Origin of the sequence: Microbacterium lacus (assembly GCF_039531105.1) — a bacterium.
Lineage (GTDB): Bacteria > Actinomycetota > Actinomycetes > Actinomycetales > Microbacteriaceae > Microbacterium > Microbacterium lacus.
Genome location: NZ_BAAAPK010000001.1, coordinates 2,201,986 through 2,217,095 on the forward strand (window position 1 = coordinate 2,201,986; position 15,110 = coordinate 2,217,095).

The 15,110-nt window shown below is 70.9% G+C and carries 14 protein-coding genes and 1 tRNA gene; 8 read left to right on the forward strand and 7 right to left on the reverse strand.

The genetic code is table 11. The features are described 5' to 3' along the window. Positions 1-4: 4 nt before the first annotated feature. Positions 5-226, forward strand: a complete 222-nt coding sequence (locus tag ABD197_RS10525) for a hypothetical protein (RefSeq protein WP_344054277.1) — start codon at positions 5-7, stop codon at positions 224-226. Here ABD197_RS10525 and ABD197_RS10530 read toward each other — a convergent pair. Next, a complete protein-coding gene (locus ABD197_RS10530; protein ID WP_344054278.1) occupies positions 206-1,189 on the reverse strand; it encodes a dienelactone hydrolase family protein in 984 nt (327 codons plus the stop codon). The genes ABD197_RS10525 and ABD197_RS10530 overlap by 21 nt on opposite strands. 121 nt (positions 1,190-1,310) lie before the next feature. On the opposite strand from ABD197_RS10530, the gene ABD197_RS10535 reads away from it, so the two are divergent. Then, positions 1,311-2,705, forward strand: a complete 1,395-nt coding sequence (locus tag ABD197_RS10535; RefSeq protein ID WP_344054280.1) for a maltokinase N-terminal cap-like domain-containing protein — start codon at positions 1,311-1,313, stop codon at positions 2,703-2,705. 6 nt (positions 2,706-2,711) lie between these two features. On the opposite strand, the gene ABD197_RS10540 is transcribed toward ABD197_RS10535, so the two are convergent. Further along, entirely contained in the window at positions 2,712-3,995 is a 1,284-nt protein-coding gene (locus ABD197_RS10540; protein ID WP_344054282.1) for a CDP-glycerol glycerophosphotransferase family protein, read from the reverse strand. A 67-nt stretch (positions 3,996-4,062) separates the two neighbouring features. Between ABD197_RS10540 and ABD197_RS10545 the strand changes: the two genes are divergently transcribed. Further along, on the forward strand, positions 4,063-5,166 hold the full coding sequence (locus ABD197_RS10545) for a glycosyltransferase (RefSeq protein WP_344054284.1): 1,104 nt from the start codon (positions 4,063-4,065) through the stop codon (positions 5,164-5,166). A 1-nt stretch (position 5,167) separates the two neighbouring features. Here ABD197_RS10545 and ABD197_RS10550 read toward each other — a convergent pair whose 3' ends face one another. Genes ABD197_RS10550 through ABD197_RS10560 form a run of 3 tightly spaced genes read right to left on the reverse strand, consistent with a single transcriptional unit; the run spans position 5,168 to position 9,571 of the window. Next, positions 5,168-6,619 carry a CDP-glycerol glycerophosphotransferase family protein gene (locus ABD197_RS10550; protein ID WP_344054286.1) on the reverse strand — a complete coding sequence of 484 codons (1,452 nt, stop codon included), beginning with the start codon at positions 6,617-6,619 and terminating at the stop codon, positions 5,168-5,170. Beyond that, positions 6,616-7,884: a CDP-glycerol glycerophosphotransferase family protein gene (locus ABD197_RS10555; protein ID WP_344054288.1), complete on the reverse strand. Its 1,269-nt coding sequence runs from the start codon at positions 7,882-7,884 to the stop codon at positions 6,616-6,618. Before ABD197_RS10555 ends, ABD197_RS10550 begins: the two co-directional genes overlap by 4 nt. 49 nt (positions 7,885-7,933) lie before the next feature. Next, a complete protein-coding gene (locus tag ABD197_RS10560) occupies positions 7,934-9,571 on the reverse strand; it encodes a S1C family serine protease (protein ID WP_344054290.1) in 1,638 nt (545 codons plus the stop codon). 98 nt (positions 9,572-9,669) lie between these two features. Between ABD197_RS10560 and ABD197_RS10565 the strand changes: the two genes are divergently transcribed. Continuing rightward, positions 9,670-10,872 carry an aminotransferase class I/II-fold pyridoxal phosphate-dependent enzyme gene (locus ABD197_RS10565; protein ID WP_344054292.1) on the forward strand — a complete coding sequence of 401 codons (1,203 nt, stop codon included), beginning with the start codon at positions 9,670-9,672 and terminating at the stop codon, positions 10,870-10,872. A 6-nt stretch (positions 10,873-10,878) separates the two neighbouring features. Here ABD197_RS10565 and ABD197_RS10570 read toward each other — a convergent pair whose 3' ends face one another. Next, on the reverse strand, positions 10,879-11,700 hold the full coding sequence (locus ABD197_RS10570) for a carbon-nitrogen hydrolase family protein (RefSeq protein WP_344054294.1): 822 nt from the start codon (positions 11,698-11,700) through the stop codon (positions 10,879-10,881). Beyond that, complete coding sequence (locus ABD197_RS10575; protein ID WP_344054296.1) at positions 11,697-12,212, reverse strand: DUF6328 family protein; 516 nt, start codon at positions 12,210-12,212, stop codon at positions 11,697-11,699. Before ABD197_RS10575 ends, ABD197_RS10570 begins: the two co-directional genes overlap by 4 nt. A gap of 90 nt (positions 12,213-12,302) precedes the next feature. Here ABD197_RS10575 and ABD197_RS10580 point away from each other — a divergent pair. The 4 genes from ABD197_RS10580 (at position 12,303) to ABD197_RS10595 (ending at position 15,108) form a co-directional block, all read left to right on the forward strand. After that, positions 12,303-12,376: transfer RNA gene (locus ABD197_RS10580), tRNA-Met, on the forward strand. A 238-nt stretch (positions 12,377-12,614) separates the two neighbouring features. Beyond that, entirely contained in the window at positions 12,615-13,175 is a 561-nt protein-coding gene (gene idi / locus ABD197_RS10585; RefSeq protein WP_344054298.1) for an isopentenyl-diphosphate Delta-isomerase, read from the forward strand. Continuing rightward, positions 13,172-14,227, forward strand: a complete 1,056-nt coding sequence (locus ABD197_RS10590) for a polyprenyl synthetase family protein (RefSeq protein ID WP_344054300.1) — start codon at positions 13,172-13,174, stop codon at positions 14,225-14,227. The genes idi and ABD197_RS10590 overlap by 4 nt, the downstream gene beginning before the upstream one ends. Beyond that, a complete protein-coding gene (locus ABD197_RS10595; RefSeq protein WP_344054302.1) occupies positions 14,224-15,108 on the forward strand; it encodes a phytoene/squalene synthase family protein in 885 nt (294 codons plus the stop codon). The genes ABD197_RS10590 and ABD197_RS10595 overlap by 4 nt, the downstream gene beginning before the upstream one ends. Positions 15,109-15,110: the final 2 nt, after the last annotated feature.

Sequence of the window (15,110 nt, forward strand, 5' to 3'; positions counted from 1 at the left end):
ATCCATGGGAATCTTCAGTACGCGACCCGAAGAGCCGACGGAGTGGGCCGGCCTCCCCTCCGAGCCGGAACGCGTCCGCAGCGGAGCCGAAGCGCTTCCCGAGCCGATCGACTCGGCGGACTCGCTCGGCCTGCTCGGCACCTCGATCGCGTCCGTCGCGATCCCGTTGTCACCGCCCGATCCGACCGGCGCCGACGACGACTCCTCAACCTCCGACGGCGTCTGAGGCGACGGCCCCGCGCGGGGTGACCCGCACCACTTCCGGGTCGACCGAGGTGACCTCCCGCGTGATCCCCTGCACGCGCTTGAGGCCCTTGCGGGTGAGTCCGCGTTGGATCAGGAGGGTGACGCGGTCGGGACCGTGCGTGATGCGCGCTTCGAAACCGGAACCCAACGCGGTCTCGAGGCGGGATTCGAGCATGCGGTCGCGCTCGGCTTCACGCCGGACCGTCCCGTCGTTGAGTGTGCGATCCAGGAAGGCCAGCACCTCCTCGACCGCGAATTCCTGACGATCGGCAGTCAGCACGGAATGTCCGCGACCCTCGAACTCCAGAGAGAGGAAGCGCTCGCCCAGCAGGCGCCGGAGGCTCTCGAAGCGCGTCCCGGTCGCCACGTCCGTCCGGAACCGCAGACCCAGGACCTCGCAGCCGGAATCGGCGACGGCATCCGCATCGGCGGGTGAGAGCCCCAGGTCGGCACCGCGCAGAGCCGCCGAACGGGGGAAGCCGATCGCGGCGGGAAGCGACGGCTCGGCGACCACCGGGGCGATGACCGGCGCGTCGGCCATCATCGCCAGACCGAAGCCTCCGGTGAAGCACATGCCGATCACCCCCACACCAGGTCCGCCGACACCCTCGTGAAGGTCCCTGGCCAGCGCGCGCAGCCACCCGGCGATAGGACTCGTCCTCCCCCGGGCGAACACCGAGAACTCTCGCCGCACACAGAACTGCCGGATGTCCCCCGTGATGTTGCGCGCCGAGAACCCGGCGCCGGGATCGCCGAACAGGTGCGGCAGGACGACGGTGAAGCCGGCCGCGACCACCTCCTCGGCCAGACGGAGCAGGCTCGGCTCGATCCCGGGGAACTCGTGGATGATGATGACCCCGCGACCGTCCCCCTTGCGGTAGTACGCGCGGGTCTCCTCGCCCACCGTCAGATACGATCGCTGCCAGCCCTCGAGCTCCTTCATGCGCTCATCGTCGCAGACCGGCCGGCCGCCGCGGCGGATTCCGCGGATCCCCGGTCACCGGGAGCCGTTCGAGGCACCACGCGAATCGACGTGTTGCACGCGAGGGCATAATCTCGGAACCATGGAAAGTACGCTGGCGTGCCTGGCGGCGTGGATGCCGCGGCAGCGATGGTACGCCGCGAAGGGTCGTCCGCCCGCACTGCGGCTCGTCGCGTGGTGGGACGCCCCCGCAGTTGCGGGCGCGGAGTCCGACGCCGGGGCGACGTTCGAGGCGCGCGTGCGCACGTTCCTGGTCGCGGACGACGGCTCCCAGCCGTCCGTGCTGTATCAGGTCCCGGTCGTCGCGCGCGCCACCGCCGGCGTCGACGCGTCCGCCGACCACATCATCGGAAGCCCGGAACCCGGCACCACCTACATCGACGGCCCATTCGATCCTGCGTACAGTCGCGCGCTGCTGGAGATAGTGACCCGCGGCGGCGCGGGCGAGGGGCCGGATGCCGTCGCGGTCGGACAGCCGATTCGCACCGTTGCGCCCGATGGCGTCGCGCGGACCGCAGCGGTGCTCTCCGGCGAGCAGTCCAACACGTCGATCATCTACCGCGGCGACGGGGCGATGCCGATCATCTGCAAGGTCTTCCGGCAGCTGCACGCCGGGCTGAACCCCGACATCGAGCTGCAGAGCGCACTCGCCGACGCCGGGTCCACGCACGTGCCACGGGCCGTCGGGTCCGTCGACGGCACGTGGCCGGGCACCGGGGGCACTCCGGTGTCGGGGTCACTGGCGTTCGCGCAGGAGTTCCTTCCGGGGGTCGAGGATGCGTGGCGCGTGGCACTGCACGCCGCGGCGCGCGGCGAGGACTTCCGCGATCGGGCGCGCGCGCTCGGCGCGGCGACCGCGGACGTGCACCTGTCTCTCGCGGAGCTCTTCCCCATCCGCCCGTGCGCACCGTCGGACCGTGCTGCGACCACGGCGACCTGGCATCGCCGACTCGGGATCGCGATCTCGGAGGTGCCCGCCATCGCCGATCGCCGCGCGGCGATCGAGACCGTCTACGCACGAGCGATGGAGGTCGCCTGGCCGCCGCTGCAGCGGATCCACGGCGACTACCACCTCGGGCAGGTGCTGCAGGACCCTCACCGCGGCTGGGTGCTGCTGGATTTCGAGGGTGAGCCGCTGCGGCCCATGGCCGAGCGCATCCAGCCCGATCTCGCCTTGCGCGACGTCGCCGGGATGCTGCGGTCGTTCGACTACGTCGCCGGCTCCATCCGTCTGGATCGTCCCGATCGCGGCGAGGCTGTGCGCGATTGGGCGCAGAGATCCCGCGCCGCCTTCGTGGAGGGCTACGCGGCGACGTCCGGCGAGACGGGTGACGAGGACAGCCCGCTGCTGGCTGCGCTCGAACTCGACAAGGCGGTCTACGAGGCCATCTACGAGGCGCGCAATCGTCCCACCTGGGTCACGATCCCCCTCCGGGCCATCGCGCGCCTGGTCGACGGACCCGCCCGCGTCGGCTGAGCCGTCTCAGTCGTCGAGCTCCGCTTCGTCATTGTCGAGCTCGTCGTCGCCCTCGTCCTCACGCGCGAGCGTCCGCGCGTGCCAGTGGTCCCATTCGTCCATCAGCCTGCCGACCGCGGCGTGGAACCGGGCGGTCGCCGCGCCGGGCGTCGTGTCGCCGAAATAGTGCCGCACCCACTGCTCGAGGCGTGCCACCGCGGCGTCATCGCCGAGCACCCGGTCGGTCTCGGCGACGATGCGGCCGGCATCCGCGCTGTCGAGCCACTCGCACGCCGAGAGGTAGCCGTTCGTGTCGATCAGCGCCTCGGGGTCGGCCGGACGCGTGATGATGAGCGGGCGGTCGGCTGCCAGACGGTCGTACACCATCGCCGAGATGTCCACGATCGCGACATCCGCGGCGGCGAGCTGCCAGCCGAGTTCCGGTCCGTCGTCGAACACATGAGCGGATGCCGGATCTGCGGCGTTCGCCGCGTGCAGGGCGGCGATGATCCGGCGGTTCGCGTCGCCGTACGCGGGATCGACGACGCCGGAACGCGGATGCGGCCGGTAGATGACCCGGTGTCGCCCGGTCGCGAGGAGCGCGTGGACCAGCGCTTCACCGTGCGAGCGGATCGACCCGTAGTGCGCGGACGGGCGGTCACCCTCCCATGTCGGCGCGTACAGCACGACCGTCCGCTCGTCGGGCGTGTACGGGAGCGCCCCTGAGTAATGGTCGGCCTGCGGGCGCCCGATCTGGATCGTGCGGCGATCGAGGTCGTAGTCCCACAGCACGCGCTCCAGACGCTCTCGCGCGGCTTCACCGGCGATGAACGCGTAGTCGTACGCCTTGTATTGGTTCGTCGTCATGTACATCTTGTCCGACTCGCCGTGGTTGATGAAGACGTGCCACCGGCGCCCGTAGCGGAACATCTGGAAATTGCGGGTGTTCTGATTCACGTACAGGACGACCCGGATGTCCTGATCGGCGATGAAGCGCTCCACGTCGCGCACCGTGGGGACGAACGCGACCGGCGGTGCGTCCTCGGAGAGCAGAGCGCGCGCTCCCGTCGCGGACCTGCTGAGCACGACGACGGGCCACGTACGCGCCAGTTCGGCCAGGGGCTTGTACCACTGACGCATCTGGTACATGTTCACGGCGCCGTCGGCGAAGTAGACGGCCACGCGATAGTGGTGGGAGGGGTGCGCGGGCAGGTGCGAGAGGGTTCGACGCACTTCGCGCACAGCGCTCCGACTGTCGACGGCCTTCCGCAGGAGCGCGGTGGCCTTCTTCGCATCCGAGACGATTCCCACCGATCCAGGATACCGAGCCGTGCTGGGCGCACCCGGGGGCCCGGTGCGGGCGTGGCATGATCGACGGGTGCATGTCGACCAGCCGGGGCGCAAGGATGCGCCCGTGGTGGGCGCCGGCGCCGGGGTGAGCTTCGTGATGCCGGTGCTCAACGAGAAGGCGTATCTGGAGCGCGCGGTCGAGACCGTGCTTGCTCAGGAGGTCGACGGGCCGGTCGAGCTGATCCTCGCTCTCGGACCGTCCACCGACGGGACGACGGAACTCGCCCGGGAGCTCGCGCGCCGCCATGATCAGGGACATGAGGTCGTGCTCGTGGACAATCCGCAGGCCGACATCCCGATCGGGCTGAACCGTGCGATCCGCGCGGCCCGCTACCCGACGATCGTCCGCGTGGACGCCCACTCCGAACTCGAGCCCGGCTATGCGACGCGCGCCCTCGCCACCCTCTCCCGCGTGCGCGCGGCGAACGTGGGCGGCGTGATGCGCGCAGACGGGCGTAGCCCCTTCCAGCGCGCGGTCGCCCGCGCGTACAACTCCCCGATCGGACTCGGCGGCGGGGCGTATCACGGGGGCACACAGGAGGGCGAAGCCGAGAGCGCCTACCTCGGCGTCATGCGGCGCGACGTGCTCGAGGAAGTCGGCATGTTCGATGAGAGCATCCGCCGCGGCGAGGACTGGGAGCTGAATCTGCGCATCCGCCGGGCCGGCTATCGGGTGTGGTTCGACCCCGCGCTCGCGGTGACGTACTGGCCGCGGGAGAGTTGGACGCGGCTCGCCCGCCAGTTCTCCGCGACCGGACGCTGGCGCGGTGAGCTCGTGCGACGCTACGGCCGCGGCAACTCGGTGCGCTTCTTCGCGCCGCCGGCACTCGTGGTCGTCCTCGTGCTCGCGGCCGTCGTGGGGGTGCTGCAGGTCTCCGGCATCCTCACCGGCTTGTGGTCGGCAATGGCCGCCCTGGTCTATCTCCCGGTGATCGCATACGTCCTGCTCGTGGTCGTCGTCGCGATCGGTCCCGGCGGGGGCACGGGCTGGCGCGACAAGCTCTGGACGCTCGCGGTGCTGCCCACGATGCACCTGTCGTGGGGCGCGGGGTTCCTCGGCGGTCTGATCCGCGGCGCGCACGACACTGTCGACACGTCGCGGCTGGGCGACCGCAACACCCCTCTGCCCTGACTCAGTCCCGCTCGATCAGGCGCTGATCGAGGATGCGACCGACGACCCGCTCGGCGGCATGGCCGTCGTCGCGGGAGTTGAACTTCGCGCGCCACTGCGTGTAGCGGTCGGCGAAAGCGGTCGGATCCCCGTCCCGGACGGCAGCGATGAGCTCCGCCTCGGTGCGGACGACCGGACCCGGCGCGTGCGCCGTCAGGTCGAAGTAGAACCCCCGCAGCTGGCCCCGGTAGTGCTCGATGTCGGGCACGAGGAAGTACATGGGTTTTCCGGTCACGCTGAAATCGAACATAACCGACGAATAGTCGGTGATGAGCGCATCGGCGACCAGGAGCAGCCGAGACGTGTCCGGGAAGCCGGTGACGTCCACGACACGCGGGCCTTCGGCATCCCGCCCGGGCTGCAGCGTGCGGGAGTGACCCCGGACGAGCACCACCGCGTCGGTCGCCTTCGCCAGCGCGGCGGGGTCCACGAAATCGACCATCTCCGCGCGGTCGTCGCGCCACGTCGGCGCATACAGGAGCACGCGCTCGCCGGCGTCGATGCCCAGCGCCTCCCGTGTGGCGGCGCCGTCGCCGGTCGTCAGGATGTCGTTGCGCGGATACCCCTCCACCCAGACCGGGCGGGTCACGAACGCGTAGGCCTTGCCGAGGATGCGGGCTGCGTAGGGATTCTGGGCGAGAAGCACGTTCCAGCGCCGCGACTCCTTGATCACCGCCGCCATCCGTCGCGGGTCGAAACCGGGGCGATGGAGCGCGAGACGCTTGAGCGGAGTCCCATGCCACGTCTGGATCACGACTTGCCCGGGCCGCCGGGAGAACGTGCGGCGCAACCAGTCGTTCACGACGAGCAGACGCGCCGAGCCGCGGGCGCGCCACCACTCCGGTGAGCCGTCCACCACCGGGATCGCCCCGTCGGGAACCTGCACCGAGAGGTCCACGACGCTCCAGTACCGGGTGACTCCCGGGGCACGATGGGCGAGTTCACGATCGATCGCGAGCGGATTGCAGCTGGCGTTGCGCCCGTAGAAGCTCTCGAAGAACACCGCGTTCTCCAAAGCGGCCGGCCGCGTGGCGTAGCGGCGATCGAGGGCGGCCTGCCCCTCGCCGGAGTCGTAGGCCGGGTCGATCGGCGGGCCGACGGTGAGCGCGTCCCCCGTGAGCGCCGCGCGCAGCGTCCCGAGCTGCGTGAGCGGAACACCCTCCGGGGGATCGATGACGGAGCCGTCCGCTCCGACGATGCGCAGCGTGTACGTGCCGGACGGCAGCGGAAGCTCGGCACCGCCCCAGCGTGAGGCCTGCAACGGCAGCGCGGCGCGCCAGGTCTTGCCGCGGCCGGTCAGGGTGCCGCTCACCCGTGCCCGCGGGCCGACGAGCTCTGCGGTCGCCGGACGCGGTCCCTGTCCGGAGATGATCAGCGAGACACCGTCGTCAGAGGCGAAACGGGCGTCGGTCATCGAGGTCCTTCCGTCGGACGGGTGGGCCGCGCGCCCGTCCCCGCCAGGATCGCACGGTACACCCTCCGGGTGTTCTGCCCGTCCCGGAACGCGTGCACGCGGGCGCTCGTCCGCGCTGCGGCCGCGATCCTCCGGGCACGCTCCGCGTCGTCCGAGAGCACGGCATCCAGCTGGGCGGCGGCACCCGTCCACTCGGTCGCCCAGTCCGCGCCGGCGACATCGGCGTACGAGCCGTAGAAGCCCCGGGTGCGGGCGTACTCGTCCGCATCCGGGGCGAGGAAGACGATGGGAACCGGGACGAGCGCGGAATCGAACACGAGCGAGGAGTAATCGGTGACCAGGACGTCGAGGGCCGGGAGGACCGGCGTGACGTCAGGCAGCACGTCACTGCCGAGATGCCGCACTCGTTCGGTGGCGAATGGCGGTGTGTACTCGCCCGCTCCGAGGGGGTGCGACCGGACGAGGAGGACGGCTCGACGCCGGGTCAGCACGTCCACGATCGCCTGCCACTCCGCCGCCGAGGGGACGGCCGGATCCGGCGCACCGTCGCGCCACGTCGGGGCGTACAGCACGAGCCGGTCGCCGGCATCGAATGATCCGGCTGCGGCCCCGATCGCGGCGCGGGCGAGGGATCGACGCTCCTCCGGCGTACCCTGCGAGAGCACGTCGACGCGGGGTTCGCCGGTCACCGGCACCCGCGCATCCGGCACCGAGAACGCGGACTCCAGGCGCCCGCGGACCGCGTGCGATGCCGCCGGCAGCAGGCGGATCCGCCGGGTCGCGGAGCGGTACATGAATGCCAGCAGCGCCCGGACGGGCGCCCAGCCGGGGAGGACGCCGCTGCGGACGGTCTCCGGCGAGTCCAACCCGATGCGCTTGAGCGGGATGCCGTGCCACAGCTGCACGATGAACGCCCCGGAGACCGCGTAGCGGTTCACGTCGCCGAAGCCGTGGGTGACCACGACGACCCGCGCGCGAGCGGTGAGCCAGAAGCCCCGCAGCGAGCGCTTGCGCGCGTGCGGGATGCCCTGCGCCGCAGCCTCCCGCGACTCGCGGTCCGAATCGACGAGCCAGACGGCCGGCACACCGTCGGCGGCCGCGACCCTCCAGAGTGCGAGCGCGCCGTCAGCGATGCCGACCGCGCAGCCGAAGACCCAGCCGTCCGCCGAACGCGGGATGAGCGCCGTGACCAGGCGACCGAGCGCGTACAGGGGGATGCTCGCGAGCTTCTGCGCGTTCCCCGCGCCGAACGAGAAGGACGCCACCCCGCGACTCTATCGCGGGGTGGCGTCCGTATCGGCGGACGAGCGCCGGCTACTGGAGCTGGCCGAGCGTGGCGTCCAGCGTCACGGTCTTGCCGTCTCTGACGATCGTGACCGTGGCGTCGGATCCTGCCGCCGCCGCACGCACCTGCGCCGTCAGATCCGTCGCGTCGGTGACCGGGACACCGTTGAAGGCCGTGACGACATCGCCGACCTGCAGGCCCGCGGCCGCAGCCGCTCCCCCGTCGACGACCTCGGCGATGTACGCGCCCGTCGTGGTCGAGTCCTCGACCGTCGCCGCGTCGCGCACGCTCGCACCGAGGAGGCCGTGCGTGGCCGCACCGGTCTCGATGATCTCGTCCGTCACGCGCTGCACGATGTTCGAGGGGATCGAGAATCCGACGCCGATGGAACCGGACTCCCCGCTGGAGCCTCCCGCGGTCGCGATCGCGACGTTGATGCCGATGAGCTTGCCGTCCTCGTCGACGAGTGCACCGCCGGAGTTGCCCGGGTTGATGGCCGCGTCGGTCTGGATCACCGCGATCGAGATGGACTCGGTGGGCGTCGACGCCTGATTGCCGTCGCCGAAGTCGAACTGGAAGGGACTCTGACCCTGCTGCCCCTCACCCTCCGGAGTCTGGTCATCCTGCTGCGTGCCCGAGTCGGGCGCCGCGGAGGACGCGATCTGGATCGAGCGGTTCAGCGCGCTCACGATGCCGGTGGTGACGGTGTTCGACAGCCCGAGCGGAGCGCCGATCGCGATCGTCTGGTCGCCGACGTTGAGGGCCGAAGAGTCGGCGAACTCCACCGGGGTGAGATCCTCGGCATCCGTCAGTTTGATCACGGCGAGGTCGTACGTCGGGTCCGTGCCGACGACCTCGGCGTCGTAGACGCGGCCGTCCGAGGTCGTGACCCGGATCGTGGCGTCGGCGGTCTGCCCGTCCAGCGTCACGACGTGGGTGTTCGTGACCACGTACCCGTCGCTGGTCAGCACGACACCCGAGCCCGTCCCGGCACCGTTCGTGCCCGTTGCCTGGATCGTGACGACGCTCGGCAGGACCTTCCCCGCGATCGCGGTGGTCTGGTTGACCGAGTCGGTGTTGTTCACCGTGACGGTGGCGGGCCCCGCCGCGGGACTCGTCCCGGCGGGTGTGAAGAGGTTCACGCCGGCGTAGGCACCGCCGAGACCCGCCGCGCCGCCGACGATCGCGGCGGCGACGATGAGCCCGACGACCTTTCCGGCGCCGGATTTCTTCTTCGGCTCTGCGGAGGGCGACGTCGGAACGGCGCCCGTCGCGCGCGGGTCGAACGGGATGGTCGGCTGGGTCTGGTTCGCGCCCGCGCCGAAGGACGACGCATACGCGGGTGCGGCGGCGGGCTGCCCCGCGTATTGCTGAGGGCGGGGCGCGCCGTACTGCTGCTGCGGGTAGGCGGGATAAGCGCCCTGACGCGGAGGCTGGGGAGCCTGCCACGCCGGCGTCACGGATGACGCGGGAGCCTGAGGGGCGGGCGGCTGGGGCGGGATCGCCGCGGCGGCAGGCTCGGTCTGCGCGGGCGACTCCGCCGCTGCACGGGGTTCCGTCGCGTCCGACGGCGCGTCCGACAGCGGCGTCGCCGTCTCGGGGGTCTCCGCCCGGTGCTCGTTCTCAGGGGTGGTCTCTTCGGGGCGATCGCCCGGGTTCTGGCTCATGGTGTGCTCCTTCTGCCGACGATGACCACTCTGGAGTCGCTGTCTGTGCGTTTCTTATGTCGGGGATGGGGGCCGTCTATGCGAGTAGCGTGAGCGTGATGCGAGTTCTTCCCGGAGCATGGCGCCGTGCCGCCGCAGGGGCGGGCCTGGTCGACGCCGACGGCGCGACCCGTCCCACCATCTTCGCCGAGATGTCGGCCCTCGCGGCGCGGACAGGAGCGATCAACCTCGGCCAGGGCTTTCCGGACGAGGACGGCCCGGCCGAAGTCCTGGAGGCGGCGCGCTCGGCGATCTCGAGCGGGCGCAACCAATACCCGCCGGGGCGCGGTGTGCCCGAGCTGCTCGAGGCGATCGCCGAGCACCAGCAGCGCTTCTACGGCATCCGGTTGGATCCTGCCCGCGAGATCCTCGTGACGGCCGGAGCCACCGAGGCGCTCGCTGCAGCCCTCCTGGCGCTGATCGACGGCCCGGAGGACGAGGTGGTCGTCTTCGAGCCGTACTACGACTCCTACGCGGCGATCATCGCGCTGACGGGTGCGCGCCTCGTGCCGGTGCCGCTGCGCTGGCCGGACTTCCAGCCCGATCTGCAGGAACTCGCCGCGGCGGTGACGGACCGTACGCGCGCGATCCTCGTGAACGACCCGCACAATCCGACCGGCACGATGTTCACCCGCGAGCTCCGCGATGAAGTGGTCAGACTGGCTGACCGACACGACGCCGTCATCATCACGGACGAGGTGTACGAGCACCTCGCGTTCGGACGGACGCACGAACCGATCTCGACTCTGCCGGGCGCGGCGGCGCGGACGCTGACGATCTCCTCCGGCGGCAAGACCTTCTCCGCGACGGGGTGGAAGATCGGCTGGATCAGCGGTCCCGCCGAGCTCGTCGACGCCGTGCTCGCGGTGAAGCAGTACTTGACGTATGTGAACGGCGGACCTTTCCAGCCGGCGATCGCTGCCGGCCTCCGCCTGCCCGACGAGTTCTTCCAGGCGCTGTCGGAGCAGATGCGGGCGAAGAGCGCGCTCCTCGGCGAGGGGTTGCGATCTGCCGGCCTGGAGGTGTCGCGGCCGTCCGGCTCCTATTTCACCGTCGCGGATGCCGCTCCCCTGGGCGTCACGGACGCGGCGGCGTTCTGCCGCGAGCTGCCGGCCCGCGCCGGCATCGTGGCGATTCCTCTGACGGCGTTCGCGACGACGCGGAACCGCGATCGCTACGCGACGCTCGTGAGGTTCGCGGCGTGCAAGCGCCTGTCGGTGCTGGATGAGGCGGCATCCCGTCTGGCGCGCATGACGGACTGAGGGCGCTCAGTCGATCGGCGTCACCGACATCCGGCGAAGGCGCAGAGCCGGGTTCACGCGCCGCACCCGCTCGATCAACGCGGGGTCCACGTGCGCAACGACGACGTCCGTCGTCGTCCCGATTGCGGCGATCTCGACGCCTTGCGGGTCGACCACCATCGAGTTGCCGACGCCGAGTGGCGGCGGGTGGTCCGCGGCGATCACGTACGCGGTGTTCTCGATCGCGCGCGCGTGCAGCAGGGTGCGCCAGTGGTGCTCCTTGAGCGGGCCCCGAACCCACTCGGCGGGGATGGCGAACACATCGGCGCCGGCATCGGCGAGTGTGCGGGCGACCTCCGGGAAGCGCACGTCGTAGCAGGTCATGAGCCCGAAGCGGACACCGTCGACCACGAACGTCTCCGGAGGTTCCAGGCGTCCGGGCTCGACCCAGTCCGACTCGCGCTGACCGAAGGCGTCGTACAGATGCAGCTTGCGGTAGCGCGCCACGACGCCGCTGCGATCCACCGCGACGACGGTGTTGCGCACTCGTCGTCCGTCTTCCGCCTGTTCCAGCAGGCCCGCGACGATCACGATCCCGTGCGCACCCGCCTGCTCGGTGAGTGCGGCGACGAAGGGGCCGGTGAGTGTCTCGGCGTTGCGGACCAGCGAGTCGTCGAAAGGGTCGACGAAATAGCTGGAGTACTCGGGGAGCACCACCAGCCGCGCGTCACGCGCCGCGGCGATGCGGACCAGGTCTGCGATCGCGGCGAGGTTGACGGCCTTGTCGGCGACGGGGGCGAATTGGGCCGCCGCGATCGCCAGCGGCTGCCCGGGGGCGGAATCGCTCACGAGCGGACCTCCGTTCGTGCCCTGATGCGCAGGATGAGAGGCGCCGCGACCCAGAGGATCACGATCACGAGGGCGAGCATGACGGCCGCCAGCACACCGGCGTCGACGTCGACGACTACATCGAAGAGGAAACCGACGACGCCGATCAACAGCACCGACACCGTGATCAGCGCGGTCACCAGGGCCGCGTGCCCGTACGCGACGACGTGCTGCTTGGCGCGCTGTCGGAAGAGCATGCGATGGAGGGCGACCGGCGCGAGCGCGATGATCGAGCTGAGCGCGGAGAGGACGACGAGCGTGAGGTACACCCCGCGTTGGCGGGCATCCAGCTCGGCGAACGCGGGCTGGAAGGCCAGAGCGAGCAGGAAGCCGGTCAGGATCTGCGTTCCCGTCTGCATGACACGCAGCTCCTGCAGGACTTCGCTCCAGTTGCGATCGGCGCGCTCCGCAGGAGACTCGTCCCGGCCGTCCACGAGGTCGTCGTGACGATCGGTGTCGCGCTCGGCAGGCATGTGTTCATCCTGACCGGTCGCCGGTGCCCCCGGCAACCGGCGCCGCGATGTGACGACTCCCCGGATCCGTGCTAGGCTTTCCTCTTGTGCCGCGGGGTGGAGCAGCTCGGTAGCTCGCTGGGCTCATAACCCAGAGGTCGCAGGTTCAAATCCTGTCCCCGCAACGAAAACGAAGAAGGCGTCCCCTCCGGGGGGCGCCTTCTTCGTCGTCTGCAGCGCGGCGCGGAGAACGCCGATCCGTGGCATCGTGGAGGGACGTGATGGTACGCACGAGGGCGTGCGAACACCGCCGGAGGCGGCGAGCGGTCCTCGCCGGGGGTCGTGTGGACACTCCCCGCGACGCCCTTGTATCATCGGCGGAAGGCAATGTTGCTAGCTAATCTAGCGATCTGAGGAGGATCGATGAGCGACACCGACGAGGTCGTCCTCCTTGACGACGAAGGACGGGCGATCGGCACCGCGCCCAAGTCGAGCGTCCACGGCACGGACACCGCACTGCACCTGGCCTTCTCGTGCCACGTCCTCAACGAGGACGGCAAGGTCCTCGTGACACGTCGGGCGCTCAGCAAGACGACGTGGCCGGGCGTGTGGAGCAACTCCTTCTGCGGGCACCCGCGTCCCGCCGAGCCGGTGCTCAGCGCCGTCCACCGTCGCGCGGAGTTCGAGCTCGGCATCACCCTCACCGACATCGAGCTCGCCCTGCCGCTGTTCCGGTATCGCGCGGTGGACACGTCCGGCATCGTCGAGTACGAGGTCTGCCCGGTCTACACCGCGCGCACGACGGACGAGCCCGTCCTGAACCCGCTGGAAGTCGTCGATGCGATGTGGGTCGACCCCGTCGATCTGGGCACCTCCCTCGCCGCCACCCCGTGGGCGTTCAGCCCCTGGCTCGTGCTGCAGGCCGAGCAGCTGCACCTGTTCGACTCCGGCAGGCCGGCGCTCCAGCGACGACAGGCGTCATGATCCCTCCCTCCACCCGCACGGCCATCGACGACGCGATCGATGGGTCGTTGCGGCGGATCCGCGGGCGCGCGAACGAGCTGGGCGGCGGATTCAGCGATCTGGGCGATGCTGTCACCCGCGCGACCTCCGGAGGCAAGCGACTGCGTCCCGCCCTCGTCGCGGCGTCGTTCTCGGCGTTCGGCGGATCAGAGGACGACACCGACGCGGTGTACGCGGTCGCCGCAGCGTTCGAGCTGCTGCATACGGCGTTCGTCGTGCACGATGACGTGATCGATCACGACACCGTGCGGCGCGGCATCCCGAATGTGGGTGGTGAGTTCCGAGACCGTGCCCGCCGCCGCGGCGCCGATGAGCAGGGCTCCGTGGTTCTCGGCGATGCTGCGGCGATCCTCGCGGGCGACCTGCTGCTGCACGAGGCGTCGCGCCTGATCGCGCTCGCGGACGTCCCGGCGCCGGTACGCGCCGGCCTGTTCGGCCTCCTCGATGACGCGATCTACGTCTCCGCCGCCGGCGAGCTCGCCGACGTCGAGAACGCCGTGACGCCCGACTACGCCGAGGCGGAGGCGATCTTCGACGCCACCTTCAACAAGACGGCGGTGTACTCGTTCAGCGCGCCGCTGTGCGCGGGTGCTCTGCTGGCCGGCGCGACGCCTGACGCGATCGCGGCGTTGGATGCCGAAGGCGGACGACTGGGGCTGGCCTTCCAGCTCGTCGACGACCTGATCGGCGCGTTCGGCTCGGCCGCACAGGCGGGGCGCGACGAAGGCGGCGACCTCCGCGAATCCAAGCGCACGCCGCTGATCGCCCTGGCCCGGGAGTCCACCACGTGGTCGCGTGTGAACGATGCGCTCGCCATCGCCCACACCGGGCCGATCGCGGTGCGTGAGGCGCAGCGGGCGCTCGAAGAGAGCGGCGCCCGGGCGAGCCTGCGTTCCCTGATCGACGATACGCTCGGGAGTGTGCGCAGCGCCGTGGAGGATCCCTCCTTCCCCACCTGCGCCCGCCCCTTGATCCAGGGGCTGGCCGACCGCATCGAGGAGCGCATTCCGTGAGTCACGAGCCGACGGGGCTCGCCCTGTACGACAGGACAGCACAGGATGCCGCCGCCGCGGTGATTGCGGCGTACTCGACCTCGTTCGGCCTGGCGACGCGCCTTCTGGGACCGCGTCCGCGCCCGCACGTGCGCAACATCTACGCGCTGGTCCGCGTCGCGGATGAGATCGTGGACGGTCCCGCCGCGGAGGCGGGATTGGACGCCGCCGCGGAGCGCGCCGTGCTGGACGCGCTGGAAGAGGAGACGCTCGCGGCGATCGAGCGCGGTTTCAGTTCCAATCTCATCGTCCACGCGTTCGCGCGCACCGCGCGGGAGTGCGGCATCGGCGCCGACCTCACCGGCCCCTTCTTCGCTTCGATGCGCACGGACCTGCAGACCGCACACCACGATTCCGCCTCGCACGACGACTACGTGTACGGGTCCGCCGAGGTGGTGGGGCTCATGTGTCTGCAGGTGTTCGTGAACGCCGGCGCGCCGCGTCCGATCCCGGCTTCCGCGGAACTCGTCGACGGCGCGCGGCGCCTCGGTTCCGCGTTCCAGGATGTGAATTTCCTCCGCGACCAGCACCACGACGAAGACGCACTCGGACGCGACTACCTCGGGCTCGCCGAGGGGGGCCGGCGCCGGATCGAGGTCCTCGACCGCATCGATGCCGATCTCGCGGCCGCCGCGGCCGTCGTGCCTCAGCTGCCCGCCGACTGCCGCCGCGCCGTGACGGCGGCGCACGACCTGTTCGCGGCACTCTCCGAGCGCCTGCGGCGCGACGAGAACCCGACGCAGCGCGTGCGCGTGCCCGATCCGGTCAAGGCGACCCTGGCCGCGCGCGCACTTCTGGGCTTCCCGCCGCGCCGGCCGAGCGGCGCGGGCGTCCGCACATGACC